Annotated in this window: 16 protein-coding genes; 4 read left to right on the forward strand and 12 right to left on the reverse strand. The window is 46.7% G+C overall.

All coding sequences use genetic code 11. From position 1 onward, the window contains the following. Window positions 1–118 precede the first annotated feature (118 nt). From nuoF to lrhA, 6 genes are all read right to left on the reverse strand, one after another. Window positions 119–1,468, reverse strand: a complete 1,350-nt coding sequence (gene nuoF, locus PCO85_14990) for an NADH-quinone oxidoreductase subunit NuoF (protein ID WJV52530.1) — start codon at window positions 1,466–1,468, stop codon at window positions 119–121. Next, window positions 1,465–2,016: an NADH-quinone oxidoreductase subunit NuoE gene (nuoE, locus tag PCO85_14995; protein ID WJV52531.1), complete on the reverse strand. Its 552-nt coding sequence runs from the start codon at window positions 2,014–2,016 to the stop codon at window positions 1,465–1,467. The genes nuoF and nuoE overlap by 4 nt, the downstream gene beginning before the upstream one ends. Before the next feature lie 2 nt (window positions 2,017–2,018). Next, the gene (nuoC, locus tag PCO85_15000; protein WJV52532.1) at window positions 2,019–3,818 is read right to left on the reverse strand and encodes an NADH-quinone oxidoreductase subunit C/D; all 1,800 of its coding nucleotides are present in this window, start codon (window positions 3,816–3,818) and stop codon (window positions 2,019–2,021) included. Window positions 3,819–3,919: 101 nt separating this feature from the next. Continuing rightward, window positions 3,920–4,594 carry an NADH-quinone oxidoreductase subunit B gene (locus PCO85_15005; protein WJV52533.1) on the reverse strand — a complete coding sequence of 225 codons (675 nt, stop codon included), beginning with the start codon at window positions 4,592–4,594 and terminating at the stop codon, window positions 3,920–3,922. Window positions 4,595–4,612: 18 nt separating this feature from the next. Next, window positions 4,613–5,056, reverse strand: coding sequence for an NADH-quinone oxidoreductase subunit A (locus PCO85_15010; GenBank protein WJV52534.1), 444 nt, complete (start codon window positions 5,054–5,056; stop codon window positions 4,613–4,615). A 611-nt stretch (window positions 5,057–5,667) separates the two neighbouring features. Further along, complete coding sequence (gene lrhA, locus PCO85_15015; GenBank protein ID WJV56098.1) at window positions 5,668–6,597, reverse strand: transcriptional regulator LrhA; 930 nt, start codon at window positions 6,595–6,597, stop codon at window positions 5,668–5,670. A 1,353-nt stretch (window positions 6,598–7,950) separates the two neighbouring features. Here lrhA and PCO85_15020 point away from each other — a divergent pair. Then, window positions 7,951–9,165, forward strand: a complete 1,215-nt coding sequence (locus PCO85_15020; GenBank protein WJV52535.1) for a pyridoxal phosphate-dependent aminotransferase — start codon at window positions 7,951–7,953, stop codon at window positions 9,163–9,165. Window positions 9,166–9,329: 164 nt separating this feature from the next. Beyond that, window positions 9,330–9,929, forward strand: a complete 600-nt coding sequence (gene yfbR / locus PCO85_15025; protein ID WJV52536.1) for a 5'-deoxynucleotidase — start codon at window positions 9,330–9,332, stop codon at window positions 9,927–9,929. A gap of 10 nt (window positions 9,930–9,939) precedes the next feature. Here the strand turns inward: yfbR and PCO85_15030 are convergent, their stop codons facing one another. The 4 genes from PCO85_15030 to yfbV all read right to left on the reverse strand — a co-directional run bounded on the left by PCO85_15030 (window position 9,940) and on the right by yfbV (window position 13,659). Next, window positions 9,940–11,775, reverse strand: coding sequence for an SLC13 family permease (locus PCO85_15030; GenBank protein ID WJV52537.1), 1,836 nt, complete (start codon window positions 11,773–11,775; stop codon window positions 9,940–9,942). A 104-nt stretch (window positions 11,776–11,879) separates the two neighbouring features. Then, window positions 11,880–12,536, reverse strand: a complete 657-nt coding sequence (locus PCO85_15035) for a sugar phosphatase (protein ID WJV52538.1) — start codon at window positions 12,534–12,536, stop codon at window positions 11,880–11,882. Between the two features lie 18 nt (window positions 12,537–12,554). Continuing rightward, entirely contained in the window at window positions 12,555–13,049 is a 495-nt protein-coding gene (locus PCO85_15040; protein WJV52539.1) for a YfbU family protein, read from the reverse strand. A 154-nt stretch (window positions 13,050–13,203) separates the two neighbouring features. Then, window positions 13,204–13,659, reverse strand: coding sequence for a terminus macrodomain insulation protein YfbV (yfbV, locus tag PCO85_15045; protein ID WJV52540.1), 456 nt, complete (start codon window positions 13,657–13,659; stop codon window positions 13,204–13,206). A gap of 417 nt (window positions 13,660–14,076) precedes the next feature. On the opposite strand from yfbV, the gene ackA reads away from it, so the two are divergent. Both ackA and pta read left to right on the forward strand, forming a co-directional pair. Further along, entirely contained in the window at window positions 14,077–15,279 is a 1,203-nt protein-coding gene (gene ackA, locus PCO85_15050; GenBank protein ID WJV52541.1) for an acetate kinase, read from the forward strand. 77 nt (window positions 15,280–15,356) lie between these two features. After that, the gene (pta, locus tag PCO85_15055; protein ID WJV52542.1) at window positions 15,357–17,495 is read left to right on the forward strand and encodes a phosphate acetyltransferase; all 2,139 of its coding nucleotides are present in this window, start codon (window positions 15,357–15,359) and stop codon (window positions 17,493–17,495) included. A 126-nt stretch (window positions 17,496–17,621) separates the two neighbouring features. Here the strand turns inward: pta and yfcD are convergent, their stop codons facing one another. Together yfcD and yfcE are read right to left on the reverse strand one after the other, a co-directional pair. Next, window positions 17,622–18,230, reverse strand: coding sequence for an NUDIX hydrolase YfcD (gene yfcD / locus PCO85_15060; protein WJV52543.1), 609 nt, complete (start codon window positions 18,228–18,230; stop codon window positions 17,622–17,624). Window positions 18,231–18,309: 79 nt separating this feature from the next. Continuing rightward, the gene (gene yfcE, locus PCO85_15065; protein WJV52544.1) at window positions 18,310–18,861 is read right to left on the reverse strand and encodes a phosphodiesterase; all 552 of its coding nucleotides are present in this window, start codon (window positions 18,859–18,861) and stop codon (window positions 18,310–18,312) included. Window positions 18,862–18,924 lie beyond the last annotated feature (63 nt).

Below are 18,924 nucleotides of genomic sequence, written 5' to 3' on the forward strand. Positions count from 1 at the left end.
TCAGCATGCTTCCATAATGGCCCGCTTAATAGCAGGCACTAATCAAAAAATTCTGTCTACCAGGATAAGAGTCAAGCTCGCTCGATACGAGAGTTTTAGCACTCCCGCCACCGACCAACTACCAACGCGCCTTCAGCAAATTCGGCTGAATTCCACGAATAGGTTTGGCATTGTTGATGGGTTGTTGAGCGATTCCCGCTTCAAACTCTTCCCGGAAATATTTTATTGCACTCTGCAGTGGCTCAACGGCACCCGGCGCATGCGCGCAGAAAGTGTTGCCTGGGCCAAGGAAGCGGCATAACTGTTCCAGCGTTTCGATATCACCCGGTTGGCCTTCGCCATGTTCCAGAGCACGCAATATTTTCACGCTCCAGGGCAAACCATCTCGGCATGGTGTACACCAGCCACAGGACTCACGGGAAAAGAACTCTTCCAGATTACGCGTCAGTGATACCATATTGATTTCGTTATCAACCGCCATCGCCAACGCTGTTCCCAAACGGCTGCCCGCTTTACCGATGTGCTCAAAATCCATCGGTAAGTCAAGATGATCACTGGTCAGAAAATCGGTCCCCGCACCACCAGGCTGCCAAGCTTTCAGTTTTAATCCATCACGCATGCCACCGGCGTAATCTTCCAGAATCTCACGCGCCGTCGTACCAAAAGGTAACTCCCACAATCCCGGATTATTAACCCGGCCAGAGAATCCCATTAATTTGGTACCCGCATCCTTGCTCTTACCAGCAGAAATTCCCTGATACCACTCCACGCCGTGCTCGATAATGGCCGGAACATTACACAGGGTTTCTACGTTATTTACGCAAGTAGGCTTACCCCATGCCCCAGCAGATGCCGGAAATGGTGGTTTAGAACGCGGGTTAGCACGGCGCCCTTCCAGTGAATTAATCAATGCGGTTTCTTCACCGCAAATGTAACGCCCGGCACCGGTATGAACAAAAAGCTCTAAATCAAAACCGCTGCCCATAATATTTTTACCGAGCAGCCCGGCTTCTGTTGCCTCAGCAATTGCCCGACGCAGATTTGCCGCCGCTTCTATGTATTCACCACGCAGGAAAATATATCCGCGGTAGGCTTTAAGTGCATAAGCACCAATCAGCATGCCTTCAATCAACAGGTGTGGCAGCTGCTCCATCAGCAGACGGTCTTTGTATGTACCCGGTTCCATTTCATCTGCATTACACAACAGATAGCGGATATTCATACTCTCGTCTTTCGGCATCAAACTCCATTTCAGTCCAGTGGAAAAACCGGCACCACCACGCCCTTTCAGTCCTGCATCTTTGACCAGAGAAACAACGTCACCCTGGGCCATTCCACCCAATGCTTTCCGGGCTCCAGAATAACCGTTTTTACTCCGGTACTCGTCTAACCATACCGGTTGTTTATCTGCCCGCAGACGCCAGGTAAGAGGGTGTTGCTCAGCAGTCAGAACAATGTTTTTACTCATTGATACTGCTCCAATAACGAATCGATATCTTCAGGCTTTAGCTTACTGTGGGTATCGTCGTCGATCATCATCGTCGGCCCTTTATCACAGTTACCCAGGCAGCACGTCGGCAATAGCGTAAAACGGCCATCAAATGTGGTCTGTCCTGGTTTAATCGCCAGTTTTTTCTCCAGCGCGGCCTGAATCCCCTGATAGCCCGTAATGTGACAAACTACGCTGTCGCAATACCGGATAATATGTCGGCCAACCGGCTGGCGGTAAATCTGGCTATAAAACGTCGCCACGCCTTCCACATCGCTGGCTGGGATACCCAAGATGTCCGCAATAGCATTAATAGCGCCATCAGGCACCCATCCACGCCGCTTTTGCACAATTTTCAACGCTTCAATAGAAGCTGCACGAGCATCTTCATAATGGTGTTTTTCGTGCTCTATTGCATCGCGCTCAGCGTCGCTTAACACAAAAATATCCTTTTCCGCCGGCGAATTCGCAACAGCAGGTTGCCCCTGCGCATCAATATGATCCTGAGTGTTGTTATGATCATGCATAATTAACGGTCCACATCTGACATGACAAAATCAATACTGCCAAGGTACACGATCAAATCGGATACCAGGCACCCTCGAATGACTGAAGGAATCTGCTGGAGATGCGCGAAGCTCGGCGTACGAATACGAGTTCGGTAACTCATGGTGCTGTTATCACTGGTCAGGTAATAGCTGTTGATTCCCTTGGTTCCCTCAATCATCTGGAATGATTCGTTGGCGGGCATGATCGGCCCCCAGGAAACCTGTAAAAAATGGTTAATCAGGGTTTCGATATGCTGTAGTGTCCGTTCTTTAGGTGGCGGCGTGGTCAGAGGATGATCAGCCTTGAACGGACCTTCTGGCATATTCTTCAGGCACTGATCCAAAATTCGCAAACTCTGACGCAGCTCTTCGACTTTCAGCATGACACGGCTATAGCAATCACTGATACCGTCGCCAACGGGTACTTCAAAGTCAAAGTTTTCATAGCCGGAATATGGACGCCATTTACGCACATCAAAACCAATACCCGTTGCCCTCAGACCGGCACCAGTTACACCCCACTCCAACGCTTCTTTCGCGTTATAAGCTGCCACACCTTGGGAACGTCCTTTTAAAATGGTGTTTTTCAAAGCAGCTTTTACATAGGTGTCAAGACGTGCTGGCATCCAGTCGAGGAATTCACGTAACAGACGCTCCCAACCACGCGGTAGATCATGGGCAACGCCGCCGATACGGAACCAGGCAGGATGCATGCGGAAACCGGTAATAGCTTCTACCAGATCATAAATTTTTTGACGATCGGTAAAAGCAAAGAACACCGGTGTCATAGCACCAACATCCTGAATAAATGTACTGATAAAGAGCAGATGGCTATTGATACGGAATAGCTCAGACAGCATAACGCGAATAGTTTTGACGCGTTCCGGCACCTCAATGCCCGCCAGTTTTTCAACCGCCAGCACATACGGCATTTCGTTTACACAACCGCCGAGATACTCGACACGATCAGTGTAAGGAATGTAACTGTGCCAAGATTGACGCTCTCCCATTTTCTCAGCGCCACGATGGTGGTAACCGACATCAGGAATACAGTCTACAATTTCCTCACCATTCAACTGCAGAATGATACGAAAAGCACCGTGCGATGATGGATGGTTTGGCCCTAAGTTCAGAAACATGAAATCTTCATTTTCTGTACCTCGTTTCATGCCCCAGTCTTCAGGTTTGAACTTGAGCGATTCCATTTCCAGATCTTCCCTTTGTTTGGTCAGAACAAAAGGATCAAATTCGGTCGCACGCGCCGGATAATCCTTGCGCAATGGATGCCCTTCCCAGGACTGCGGCATCATGATGCGCGTCAAATGCGGGTGGCCATTAAAAACCGTACCAAACATTTCCCATGTTTCACGCTCATACCAGTTAGCGTTAGGGAAGAGTTTGGTTATCGTCGGCAAATACAGATCATTTTCGCTCAGTGCAACCTTCACCATAAGGTCACGGTTACGCTCGATGGAAATGATGTGGTAGAAAACGGAAAAATCTGCTGATGGCAAACCTTCACGGTGAGTACGTAACCGCTCATCCATGCCATGCAAGTCAAATAGCATGACATAAGGTTTTGGTTGCTTTTTCAAAAAGGAGAGAACTTCCAGTAACTGCTCACGTTTTACCCAAACAACGGGTATTCCTGTACGGGTCGCCTGAAAAGTAAACGCTTCTGGACCAAAACGGTTACACAGTTCGCCTACCACTGGATCGTCAAGATGATCGCGAGTTTGCCATGCAGGCAGTGCGAGATCCTGCGTCGTTAAATCTGTCATAAGTTATGTCACCACAGTAAATGTGCTATTTCTGTGACTGATAATGGCTACACACTATTATCATAATATTACGCAGCCACTACTTGCTTATCATTCACAGGTCAAATCTCATCGGGAGAGCGCAAATTGGTTACTGCAATACGCTCTCCACGTTTACGTTCCCGTTCGGACTGCATATTGGCACGGTAAACACCCTGATCGCCAACCACCCACGACAGAGGTCGGCGTTCTTTCCCAATAGATTCCTTAAGCAACAGGAGTGCCTGCATATAAGCTTCGGGACGAGGCGGACAGCCAGGAATGTAAACATCTACCGGCAAAAATTTATCCACCCCCTGTACAACAGAATAAATGTCATACATACCGCCGGAATTAGCACAAGCGCCCATGGAAATCACCCACTTTGGCTCCAGCATCTGATCATATAAACGTTGGATAACAGGTGCCATTTTCAAGAACGGCGTACCGGCGACCACCATGAAGTCGGCTTGACGTGGCGAGGCACGTAATACTTCGGAACCAAAACGAGCTACGTCATGTACCGCAGTAAACGAAGTAACCATTTCGACATAACAACAGGAAAGGCCGAAGTTAAAAGGCCACAGGGAATTACCTCTCCCCCAGTTCACCATATCATGTAAAGTATGCTCCAGATTACCCATAAATACGCTGCGGTGAACATGCTGTTCAAGAGGATCGCTGGCGCTTTCCTGCTTCTGAAGGGGATAACGGTCGTTCTCACCGTCCGGGTCTATGCGGGTGAGCGTATAGTCCATTTTATTAATGCCTCGCTATTACTGCTGATGATTGTTGGTGGTGTTGATCATAATGTCTGATTTAATAACCTGTCTTTTGGAACGCACAGGTGTCCAGTCCAACGCGCCGATACGCACCAGATAGACCAAACCAGCCAACAGCACCAAAATGAAGATAGTGGCCTCGATAAAACCCACCCAGCCACTTTCTCTGATAGAAACGGCCCAGGCATAAAGGTACAAGGCTTCAACATCAAAAATGACGAAAAACATGGCGACCAGATAGAATTTGGCGGACAGACGCAAACGAGCTGAACCTACAGAATCGATCCCGGACTCATAAGGAACGTTTTTAGATCTTCCTCTGGCACGGCCACCCAGCAAGAACCCACCGGTCAGCATTAAACCGCAGAGACCTACGGCAACGATAAGGAATAGTGCAAAAGCCCAATGGTGGGCGAGAACTTCAGTAGTTGTTGACATACTCTTTGCTTACTCATCAAAAGTGGCCTGTACATCTGCTCTTTTGTCGGCAGTTAATGCGCCACATCGATTAAAAGGGAGGATTTTTCACCACATCAAAAACCACAACTTATGGGGTTAAGTGGGCATAAAAATATGGTTTGATTCCTTGTTTTGTAACCTTTTCTCAACCTCTTTAAAACTAACAGTACATTACTTCACATGCACGCGGTTTTCGTTAACATTTTGTGTGCTGCTATTAAGCTAAATCGAGTCTGTGATACCACATGTTAACAAATTTTAAAGACAAAAAACCTCTATTTGCATGAACACTATATCATTTTCGCAGCGAATACCGTTCCCTCCGTAGGGTTAATAGGGTTATTTTTTGATCCAGAACACATTTTCCTTCTTTATGTTATTAAAAAAACCAAAATGAGTACACTAATGTTAACACTTACTCTTTAGTAACAAAGATTTTAAAAAAAAGAACCTTTGTTTCATTAAAAACGGAAAACTGAGACCACCAGATAAAAGACGGATGGTGACAGAGTAAACCACACCATCCGTATTAACGATGTTTTCCATATCGGGGTAACACGACCCTCCCTATCAAGTCACTCCTTCAACCGTTACTCTAAAGGTGGTTCCCGTACATCATTATTCGGTAACATCCCGACAGGAAGAAGATGAGAGCGTGTACCAGACTCAATAGCATTAAAAAGCGCGGTACTCAACTCGTTTTCATGCTGTGGGTTTTTACATAGGTAATAGCGAGTATCAGGCAATCTTGGCAATCCTTCTTCTTCACCAAGTACACGCAATTCCGGGCTCATCATTTCGACCGAACGAACAGTGATGCCCAAACCTGCTTTTACCGCAGCACGGACAGCAGATAACGTAGAGGCAACATAGGATATTTTCCAAGGAATGCCCGCTGCCGTAAGTTGCTCTAATGCCAGTGAACGGAATGGGCTCGGCTCATCAAGTAAAACCAACGACACCGTCTCACCTGGCTGAAACTGATAATCAGCAGCGCAATACCATAAAGTTGGTGAAGTTCTTAACAGGACATGTGGCAAATCAGTATTGTTGACCGTAGTTATGATCAGGTCAATTTTTCCTTCCTGTAACATATCCATCATTTCCGTGCCGCGTTTAATGCTTACCTCAACAGATAATTTGGGAAACACGGTTGTCACACGCTGCAAAATAAAAGGCAGAATAGTATCCGCTGTATCATCCGAGGCCCCGATAGTCAGCACGCCCTGAATATCGCTGTACATAAGAGATGCACAGGCTTCATCGTTAAACTGCAGAATTTTTCTGGCGTAATTCAAAAACTGGATACCATGTTCTGTAAGTAGTTTATTTCTCCCATGGCGAGCAAAGAGTTCTTTGCCAATGAGTTGCTCTAGTCGTTGCATTTGTTGACTGACCGCCGATTGCGTTCTGCACACCGCAACGGCAGCTGCCGCAAAGGTATTCAAATCTGCAACAGCGACAAACGTTCTCAACAGATCTAGATCCAGATTAAGTACTGGGCGATTTGCATTTGTCATACGGTTCTTCACTTATCTATTTTAATTTTTAACAAAACATACCTGGTGTTGATACGCTGCATCGGAAAGGTCCGACACAATGAAAGACAATATCGCAGACGAACGATCAGGGCAAAAAAATACTTATACTTCGTTACCATAATCGCCTTTTTACTCTCGACCTCCTTATTGATTATCTTATTATGCTATTAATCCTGAAAAAAGAACCTTTTTTATTTGTTTTAGATCATAAAATAAAAGCTTTCAGAATGCCAGACCACACTTCTGTCATAAAAAAGTGAAGGGGCATGATATAAGATTTTGACTGCGCATTCGTTTACTGTTTTCCTACCTTATTAATATACAAGCATTTCTTATTTTTACCTTTTTACACATATTTTGCGCATCCCGAAATCGATAATCGCTTAGAAGCAAAAGAAATAGATAGCATTTTTCATGATTAATGCATGAGCCAATCATTGCATGAATTGAAACTTCATTTCATATTAACCCATAAAATCTCTGGCAAAATCAATTGGACAGATTAATGACACTCAGTTACGAAATATCTTTTTTTCAGCACAATCAGATATTTTCACTAATATTTCAACGTAATACATTAATAAACACCAACTGAATGCAGGTCAATCAGACGTTCTAAAACAGTTTTTTAATGCAAACCGATATCCGATTTCATCATCAAACTAACAGACAGGCATAGGTTTTTCATTTCCATAAATTCCACTCAATACTCTGCATTCATCCAAATTTAGCCCGTATGAAATAGTTTCGAGGGAAATAAAATTTGAACAGATACTATTATTCATCAGCTGATTTGTCTTCACTATTGGAGAGAAGATCCTTTCCTATTACCTGGTCCATAACAAATTTACACGTTTAGCATTAGCCATATGAATTTTTCACTAAAAAAACATTTCATCCACATGGCTGCTTTCAACAGAAATAAACGAGCGCAAAAAACTATAAAAGTTCAATTTTCTATTTACTGATACCGGTTACAGCCTCTTTTTTAGCTTATAGGGGCACTGTTTTACTTTTGAAATACTCTTTTTTGAGTGATTAGCACAGATTATTCACATAACCGAAAAGTGGTGCGACCCTCAACGTCAGGATCGAATAAATCTCTATTTTAATACATTGTTTTATAATTAATGATGAATAAAAAAGACTTTTTATAGCGATAAAAACCTAATTTAGTATCTATAGCGGTACTTTTAACCACACAGATAATTACTTTGTCCATGTCGGCCATAACCAAGAATCATTCTTCAAAAGTATCTACAGGAGGAGTACATTAGGCCGCTTATGCTACTCCTCCTGAAAAATAAGCGTTCTCTGCAAAAGGCTTGGTATATGTCCCCGATAGAAAAATCCCAAAAGCTGGAAAATGTTTGTTATGACATTCGTGGTCCGGTACTAAAAGAAGCAAAACGACTGGAAGAAGAAGGAAACAAGGTACTTAAGCTCAATATCGGAAACCCGGCTCCCTTTGGCTTTGATGCGCCTGATGAAATTTTGGTTGATGTTATCCGTAATTTACCGACAGCCCAAGGCTACTGTGACTCAAAAGGGCTCTACTCGGCACGCAAAGCGATTGTGCAACATTACCAAGCTCGTGATATGCGTGATATGACCGTTGAAGATGTCTACATCGGCAATGGCGTGTCTGAGTTAATTGTTCAATCAATGCAAGCATTATTAAATACGGGTGATGAAATGCTGGTGCCCGCACCAGACTATCCACTGTGGACGGCAGCAGTTTCGTTATCGAGTGGCAATGCGGTTCACTATAGATGCGATGAAGAAGCAGGATGGTTCCCTGACCTGGATGATATCCGCAACAAGATCACCCCCCATACCCGCGGCATAGTTATTATTAATCCCAACAATCCGACAGGAGCCGTATATAGCAAAGCGCTACTGTTGGAAATTGTAGACATCGCCCGCCAGCATAATTTGATTATTTTTGCGGACGAGATTTATGACAAGATTCTTTATGATGATGCTCAACATCACTCGATCGCCACGCTGGCTCCGGATTTATTGACGGTTACCTTCAATGGGTTATCCAAAACCTATCGTGTTGCAGGATTCCGCCAGGGATGGATGGTGCTTAATGGCCCGAAAAAACACGCCCAGGGATATATTGAAGGATTGGAAATGCTGGCCTCAATGCGTTTGTGTGCCAATGTGCCAATGCAACATGCCATTCAGACAGCACTGGGTGGCTACCAAAGTATCAGCGAATTTATTCATCCCGGAGGCCGACTATATGAGCAACGCAACCGAGCCTGGGAACTTATCAACCAGATTCCTGGCGTCTCTTGCGTAAAACCCGATGGCGCTTTGTACATGTTCCCGCGCATTGATGCCAAACGCTTTAACATCCACGACGATCAAAAGCTGGTTCTCGATTTGCTCCTGCAAGAAAAAGTGTTGTTAGTGCAAGGCACGGCCTTCAACTGGCCAGAACCGGATCATGTTCGCATTGTCACATTGCCGCGAATTGATGAACTGGATATGGCGATACGTAAACTAGGGCGCTTCCTGGAAGGCTACCATCAGTAATTTTTTAGCCAATAAATCAGAAAGTATCTAATGCCTTGAAGCAAGCTCGGACCTGACCCCGAGGCTTGCTTTTATGACACTTCGGCGTTCAGTGACTGATTTGCTTATTCACCATCAGACGCTCACAATAGAAGTCCTCCCTGTTGTTATCTGAGAGATTGTTTATGGTTCAGAGTCACTTTTTCGCTCACTTATCCCGCCTGAAACTGATTGTCCGCTGGCCTTTGATGCGTAATGTACGGATGGAAAACGTTTCAGAGCATAGTCTGCAAGTAGCGTTTGTCGCCCACGCGCTGGCCATCATCAAAAACCGTAAATTCAATGGTAATCTCAATGCAGAAAGGATTGCCTTGCTGGCGATGTATCATGATGCCAGTGAAGTTCTCACTGGTGACATGCCTACGCCGATCAAGTATTACAACGCACAGATTGCCCACGAATATAAAAAAATAGAGAAAATCGCCCAGCAAAAGTTAATCGAAATGCTACCCGCAGAACTACAGCAAGATTACAGCATGTTGCTGGATGATAAATTTACCAGTGAAGATGAGCACGCTATCGTCAAGCAGGCGGATACGTTGTGCGCTTACCTGAAATGTCTGGAAGAGCTTTCTGCTGGAAATAATGAATTCCTGATGGCGAAAGCGCGTCTGGAAAAGACGCTTCAACAGCGTCAAAGTCCCGAGATGGATTATTTTGTGACGATATTCATTCCCAGTTTCAGTTTGTCACTGGATGAAATCAGCCAGGACTCACCGCTCTAGGCGACGTCAGCTAAAAAGGATAGATCCAGGGCACTATTATCACGCTGACAATCATCACTAACAGCGTAAAAGGAACGCCGATGCGCACAAAATCCCCGAATCGATAACCGCCAGGCGCCAATACCAGCGTGTTCACTGGCGATGATACCGGTGTCATGAAAGCCGCTGAGGCCGCAATCGCAATAATCATGGCAAAGGGATAAGGAGAAACATGCATTTGCCCAGCAGCGGCTATCGCTATCGGAGCCATTAATACGGCCGTTGCGGTATTGGAAATAAACAATCCCGTCACGGAGCACAGAAAAAATAGACATGCCAGCATCACTTGCGGCCCTGAATCCCCCGCGACATCCATCAATCCCTGAACAATCAACGCTACGCCACCGGTTTGCTGTAATGCCAGCGCGAATGGCATCATGCCGACGATAAGAATCAAGCTCGGCCAGTGCACCGCTCGGTAAGCACTTTCCATGTCAATACAGCGAAACTGTCCCATCAATAAACAGGCAATTAATGCTGCCACTGCATTCGGGATTTCATCAGTCAGCATCATGGCAATCATCAATGCCAGACAGAATAACGCGTGCGGTGCCTGGCTGGCCGCTGGGGCCACGTCATCGACCTCGGCAGGAAGATTAAGCACGATAAAATCGTACTTTTGCTGATGTAATTGACGGATGTTTTTCCAGTCACCGATCACTAGCAGGATATCCCCCAATTTTAAGGGTTCATCTGCCAGCACGCCTTCCATGACCTCCCCATTACGACGGATCCCGACTACAGTCAAACCATAGCGGCTGCGGAATGCCACTTCATGCAAGGTTTTACCCACCAGTTCTGAATCAGGAAGAAGTGATACTTCGGCCATCCCGACATCACGCGCCTGTGCAGAGAAATATTCCCCACGCAACACCATCGGTTCGAGGCGCTGAGAGATACAAAATTCCCGTAAATCTATGTCAGAAGCCGACATATCAATCAGTAAAACATCATTAAGGTTCAGTTCCGTGTTGCCAGCCACACTGACCATTACTCGTCTGAATTTCCACCAACGTTCGATTCCTACCACATTCGCCCCATAACGCTGGCGTAATTGTAGGTCATCCAGACGCTGACCAATAAACGATGAACCGGGCCTAATCGCTAAGCGTCGGGCTCTGCCCGTCAGTTTGTAATCACGGATCAAATCCCGGAAGGTCTTTCTTTTCCATATTTTTTTATGGGTATCACTTTCAGTATTACCCAACCAATACCGGGCAACGGACATGTAAACAATCCCCATCAGCAACACGACAACACCAATTGGCGTAACACTGAAAAAACGAAATCCTTCCATACCATTACGCATCAGTTCACTGCTGACGACCATGTTCGGCGGTGTTGCCACCAACGTCATCATACCGCTGATCAGACCGGCAAAACTCAGCGGCATCATCAACCGTGCTGGTGCGATTTTCATCCGCGTCGAAACGTTTAAAACTACGGGGATAAAAATCGCCACGACGCCTGTGGAGCTCATTACCGCGCCCAGGCAGGTAACGGTAAACATCAGTAAAACCAGCATGCGTATTTCACTGTGGCCAGCAACATGCATCAGCCAATCTCCGACCTGGTAGGCTATCCCGGTACGGACCAGTCCTTCACCGACGACAAACAAGGCAGCAATGAGAATCACGTTCGGATCGCTGAAACCAACTAATGCATCCTGCAACGTTAACGTGCCACTCAGCACAAAAGTAATAATCACCAATAACGCCACTACATCCATACGTAGTTTGTTGGTGGCAAAAAGCACAATGGTGATAAACAAAAGGGATAAAACCCAGAGAAGTTCGCTATTCAGCATACTCCACCTTGATGCGGACAATTTTTATGGAATAGGTTCAGCATGGCATAAAAAAACCCTGTCAAAGCAGGGTTTTGATCATATTTCATTACACTTTGTTGTACTCAGGGAAATGTGATGACACTCACACCATCGGCTGTGGGCTCAACACGCAGTGATGATAGAGAATGTAATATCAGACTGACCTGTTCCAGCTTAGGTGTATCGGCCGGGGTGTTGACAGCAACCACTTGACATCCGGCAGACAGACCAGACAGTACACCAGCTGGCGCATCTTCTACCACTACACAGTCAGCAGGTAGGAATCCCAGTTTCTCCGCACCTAGCAGATAGGCATCAGGGTTTGGTTTACCCTTTGCCACCTGCTCGGCAGTAATAAAAACCGCTGGCTGTGGTAATCCTGCCGCACGGTGACGGGCATGGGCAATCGGTATCGTGCCTGAAGTGACAATCGCCCAGGGGATATTCAGTGCATCCAGTCGTTCCAGCAATGCCATGGCGCCCGGCATCGCTGTCACTCCGTTGGTATCCGCCGCCTCCACTTTTTCCAGCGCGACAAACTCATACTGAATTTCCGCCTCACTTTTCCCGGCAAGAAAATGACGCAATGATGTAATTGCCTGTTTACCGTGGATAAAATCAAGAACTTCTTGTGGTTCTATGTCATGATCCCTTGCCCAATTACTCCAGGCGCGTTCCACTGCGGGTAATGAATCAACCAACGTACCATCCAGATCAAACAGAAAACCTTTACACTCCACAGAAATCCCCTTTAATGTTCAGGCATTGATAATCTGAGCGATTTCCACTGCGCTCAAATGATATTGACGAGGACAGGATTGCCACACTGCCAGCATGCGGTTGTATTTATCCCACATTTTGGTCTGCGAGTTAAATCCATGCGTTCCTGAGTCGAAATGCGGGTAGCGCCCTTCCACATGTACCATAAAACGCACGAACCCCAGATAACGAGCTTCTGTAGCTGCATCAAAACCGAGGAAGGTCAGACGACGCTCATCCAGATCCGATTTTTCTTTCAGGTTCGCCCAGGACACCTGCAAAGCATGGTGCATTTCCATAATATTAATAATCGTGCGGCAAACCTCTTCACTTAGATCGCCAAATTCACGATCCAATTCCCGCATCTGCAAACCATAACCACGTTCAATGATCGTTTGTAATCGGCGATACCGCTCAGCGTTATCCGGATCCAACATTGTCATCATTTTATATTGATTTGAAAGGATTAATCTCTGGGCATTTGTCATTTCCATGGTGCTCTCCTGAATCACATTCCGGCCTAAATTACATTGACGGCAGAATCGTATACTGGATGTTGCCACGGTAGCAATAGCATCCGGTTTATTGATTTAAAGCAGAATTGGATGGAAAAATATTCCAATATCCAGAGCAAAAACCCGGTCCAGATCAAAGGTCGTCAAAAAACGTTTTATCCAACTGTTTAAAGGCTCTTTTCAGCACATCGGCCAGCATTTGATAGGTAGGTTTATCCTCTAGCGGAGCCAGCGATATGCCTGATTCCAATAATTTACTACGAATTTCATGAAACCAATGCAATAAAGAAGGTGGGAGTGGTGTAATAGAACGGCGTCCCAACCACCATAGTCCTTGTAGGGGTAGACTCAAAGCAAATAGCGCTGTGGCAACAGATGGTCCTATCTGACCACCAAGAGCGATTTGCCATGTCAGCGTAAATACTGCCAGTGGTGGCATAAAACGAATACCATGACGAGTGACGCGAACGACACGATTTTCCGGGAACAGAGGGCCTAGGCGCTTATCTGCCGGCCAGGTTTTCATGTAATGCTGGCCTCGCTGGAATAACTGTAACCAGCCAATTTTACCGGTGGGTTTTGTCGTCATTGTCAAACCTCAACTTCACATATAAAAAATAAAATTTTTGTATAAATAACCAACTTCAATTGACAACCTTAAAATATATTTTGTGTTTGATGTTCGCTATCGGTATTCTAATTCGGCCTTAATTGGCCCTGATATACTAACGTAGTATGACTATACGCCGAGTAAAGGCACGTTCTTTACTCCATACTAAATATGCAGTAGTCGGTTCTCATTCAACAATCGAAAGTTTTAGAGTGTTGATGCCAGCCATTCATCGGCGTTCCGTGCGTCAGAAGATACCTAAGCAACGGCACTTTTCATGTCATGACTGGTAAATTCTACCAAGCCATGATGTTAATCATAAATGTCAACCGCCTTGTACGCTATGCTGAGTGCTATATGACATTTTTTAACCATGTATAACAAGTAGGTACTTCCATGTCGAGTAAGTTAGTACTGGTTCTTAACTGTGGTAGTTCATCCCTGAAGTTCGCCATCATTGATGCAGTTAACGGGGACGAGTACCTGTCTGGCCTAGCCGAATGTTTCCATCTTCCTGAAGCACGAATCAAATGGAAAATGGATGGTGGTAAACAGGAAGCAGCGCTGGGTGCAGGAGCTGCTCATAGTGAAGCACTGAGCTTCATCGTTAACACCATTCTCGTCCAGAAACCGGAGCTTTCTGCTCAACTGGTTGCGATTGGTCACCGTATCGTGCATGGCGGTGAGAAATTCACTCATTCTGCTATTATCAATGCTGACGTTTTGCAGGGTATCAAAGATGCCATCCCATTTGCACCCCTTCATAATCCGGCGCATCTGATTGGTATCGACGAAGCGTTGAAATCCTTCCCGAAACTGGTTGACAAGAATGTTGTTGTTTTTGACACTGCATTCCATCAGACCATGCCGGAAGAAGCTTATCTGTATGCCCTGCCGTACAAATTATATACAGAACATCATATTCGTCGTTATGGCGCTCACGGCACCAGCCATTTCTATGTGACGCAGGAAGCGGCTAAAGTACTTAACAAACCTGTTGATGAATTGAACGTCATTACCTGCCATCTGGGTAACGGTGGTTCAGTTTCCGCCATCCTCAACGGCAAGTGTGTAGATACCTCCATGGGTTTGACTCCATTGGAAGGTCTGGTTATGGGTACCCGCAGCGGTGATATCGATCCGGCCGTGGTTTTCCATCTGTATGACTCTCTGGGCATGAGCGTTGCTGATATCAATAAAATGCTGACCAAAGAATCAGGTCTGCTGGGTCTGACAGAAGTCACTAGCGACTGCCGTTATGTAGAAGACAACTACACCACCAAAGAGAATGCCAAACGCGCCATGAACGTTTACTGCCATCGTCTGGCTAAATACATCGGGGCATACAGTGCGCTGATGGAAGGCCGGCTTGATGCAGTTGTCTTCACCGGTGGTATTGGTGAAAACGCGGCCATGGTCCGTGAATTGACACTGAACAAACTGGGTATTTTGGGCTTTGAAATCGACCACGAACGTAATCTTGCCGCCCGCTTTGGTAACAGTGGCAATATTGCCAAAGACAGCAGCCGACCAGCTCTGGTAATCCCTACCAATGAAGAGCTGGTTATCGCTCAAGATGCTCTCCGTCTGACCGCATAAATAAAGTATCCCAACTCCGTCAGCTCAGGCTGACGGAGTTGTTTTTGAACAACGAGCAACCGTAAAGAGGTTAAGTCGTGTCCCGTACAATTATGTTGATTCCTACTGGCACCAGTGTGGGTCTGACCAGTGTCAGCCTGGGTGTCATCCGCTCAATGGAACAGAAAGGTGTTCGCCTGAGCGTATTCAAGCCGATCGCCCAACCCCGTGCCGGTGACAATGCACCGGACCAGACCACCGCTATTATTCGTGCAACTTCCGCCATCAATGCCGCTGAACCGCTACAGATAAGCCACGTCGAATCACTGCTGAGCACTAATCAGCAGGACGCATTGATGGAAGAGATTATTGCCCGCTATCACGACAATACGAAAGACGCTGAAGTTGTGCTGGTTGAAGGTCTGGTGCCTACCCGCAAACATCAGTTTGCCAATGCGCTAAACTATGAAATCGCCAAAACCCTGAATGCAGAAATCGTGTTCGTTCTGGCGCTGGGCAACGATTCACCGACCCAATTGAAAGAACGCATCGAACTGGCACGCTCTAGTTTTGGTGGTAGTAAGAATAAAAACATCACTGGTGTCATCATTAATAAACTAAATGCGCCGGTGGATGAACAAGGTCGCACCCGTCCTGACCTGTCTGAAATTTTTGATGATTCAACCAAGGCCAGCGTTGCCAACATTGATCCCAAACTGCTGTTTGCCAACAGCCCGCTACCAGTATTGGGTTGCATTCCCTGGAGTTTCGATCTGATCGCTACTCGTGCGATCGATATGGCGAATCATCTGAATGCCAAGATCATCAACGAAGGCGATATTCAGACTCGCCGCGTTAAGTCCGTCACCTTTTGCGCCCGCAGTATTTCTCATATGCTGGAACATTTCCGTCCCGGCTCATTGCTGGTAACTTCAGCGGACCGTCCCGATGTACTGGTGTCGGCCTGTCTGGCAGCGATGAACGGTATCGAAATCGGAGCACTGTTGCTGACTGGCGGCTACGAAATGGATCCGAGCATCAGCAAGCTGTGTGAACGTGCCTTCCAGACCGGCCTGCCGGTATTTATGGTTAACACCAACACCTGGCAGACCTCTTTGAGTCTGCAAAGCTTCAACCTGGAACTGCCGATCGACGACCATGAACGTGTAGAAAAAGTCCAGGAATACGTTGCCCGTCACATTGATAGCCAATGGATAGACTCTCTGTCTGCCGCTTCTGAACGTTCACGTCGTTTGTCTCCTCCGGCTTTCCGTTACCAATTGACGGAACAGGCGCGTAAAGCTGGCAAACGTATCGTGCTTCCTGAAGGTACTGAGCCCCGTACCGTTAAGGCCGCCTCTATCTGTGCCGAACGAGGTATCGCACACTGTATATTGTTGGGTAATCCAGATGAAATCCAGCGTGTTGCCGCCGCTCAAGGTGTGAAACTGGGTAAAGGTATTGAGATCGTCGATCCTGTCGCCGTTCGTGAGCGCTATGTAGCCCGTCTGGTTGAGCTGCGCAAGAACAAAGGCATGACTGAAGTCGTTGCCCGTGAACAACTGGAAGACAACGTGGTACTCGGTACTCTGATGCTGGAACAGAATGAAGTTGACGGTCTGGTTTCCGGTGCGGTTCACACCACAGCCAATACCATCCGTCCGCCATTACAGTTAATCAAAACCGCACCAAACAGTTCACTGGTTTCCTCTGTATTCTTCATGCTACTGCCGGAACAAGTTCTGGTGTATGGTGACTGTGCCATCAATCCGGATCCGACAGCGGAACAATTGGCTGAGATTGCCATTCAGTCGGCTGATTCTGCTACTGCATTTGGTATAGAACCTCGTGTTGCGATGATTTCCTATTCCACTGGTGATTCAGGTGCGGGTAGCGACGTGGAAAAAGTACGCGAAGCCACCCATATCGCCCAGCAAAGACGTCCGGATTTGATTATTGATGGCCCTCTGCAATACGACGCCGCCATTATGGCTGATGTTGCAAAATCCAAAGCACCAAACTCACCGGTTGCCGGTAAAGCTACTGTGTTCATCTTCCCTGACCTGAACACCGGTAACACAACTTACAAAGCGGTACAACGTTCAGCAGACCTGATCTCCATTGGGCCGATGCTACAGGGTATGCGCAAGCCGGTTAACGATCTGTCCCGTGGTGCATTAGTAGACGATATCGTGTACACCGTGGCGCTGACTGCTATTCAGGCGACTCAGATCTAATCAATTAGTCAGTTTGATCTGCCAAAACGCCAGCGAAAGCTGGCGTTTTTTATTGGTGTTCCACCTGACGGGATAAGACAAGGCCGGTTCCTCTTCTATCCCATCTAGAAAAAATATTAAGTGGTACTATTTTTCCTCTTCCAGCGCACTGCGATCTTCAGGCCCAGGAAGGTCATCAACCAGTGTACGTGCCGGCCGCGGCAGAATTTTTCCATACTCGTTGGCGTTATTACGAGTTAGCCACAGTGATAATGCCTTGAGTGAATCCGGCGTAAATTCATCGCAGCGCGACGTTATCTCTTCTGGTGTCAGCCAACTTACTTCGTCAATTTCCTCTTCTTGCAGCGCAAATGGACCATGAGTTACGCAGCTGAACAACGCCCCCCATACACGGCAGTCGTCGCTTTCATAGTAGAACAAGCCGTGCTCGGCAAAGGGGACTCCAGCAATACCTAGCTCTTCCTCTGCTTCTCGACGAGCTGATTCCAACATGTTTTCACCACTTTGTACGACCCCCCCAGCCGTTGCATCCAGCCAGCCGGGGTAAAAATCCTTGATTTCGGTTCGACGTTGGATCAGGACTTTCCCCATGCCGTCATGTACAACGATATAGGTAGCGCGATGCCTCAGGCACTGCGCACGCATCTGCTGACGGCTTGACTGAGCGATTACTTCATTGTTTTCATCAACGATATCCACCCACTCGGTACCTGCCATCTGAGTTTGTTCCGCCATCCTCTGAAACCTTTTAGTAGCGACGCGTTATCGCGTCCATTTGTTTGAATAATAGATGTAGCATGAGAGTAGAACTAAATTAGTGTGTAATGATTACCTGCGCAATAACTTCTCCCCCAGCCAGTGACACAACCTGCAATCTATTCTGCATCAACAGTCCGTAACTGGCGGGATATCCCCCTTTCGGCAGGCTGACTGAACCCGGATTAAAGCAGTAAATATCATCACGCCGTTCAGCCACTGGGATATGTGTATGCCCATAGACCAGAACATCATCGGCCTGTAATGGAGGCCGATGATCGGGGTGGTAAAGATGTCCGTGGGTGAGAAATAACCGACATTGCGGCAGCAATACCTGTTGCCAGGGTGTCATCATCGGAAATTGCAGCAACATCTGATCCACTTCGCTATCACAGTTTCCTCGCACCGCAATAATCCGGGGAGCATACTCATTCAGTTTGACTGCCACCTCTGCTGGCAGGTAGTTTTCTGGTAGCGGATTACGCGGGCCATGATTAAGAAAATCGCCAAGTAAAACCAGCCATTGCGCACCACTGCGTTCAAAATGCGTCAATACTGTTTCCGTCGCCGTAAGCGAGCCGTGCAGATCAGATGCAAACATCAGTTTCATGGTTAATTCCCGAAGTGTCTTGGAAAAAGATCAGACCAAGAGAAGTTTACCAAAACATTTGTC

The sequence above is a fragment of the Prodigiosinella aquatilis genome (assembly GCA_030388725.1).
In the GTDB taxonomy this organism is placed as follows: Bacteria; Pseudomonadota; Gammaproteobacteria; order Enterobacterales; family Enterobacteriaceae; genus Prodigiosinella; species Prodigiosinella aquatilis.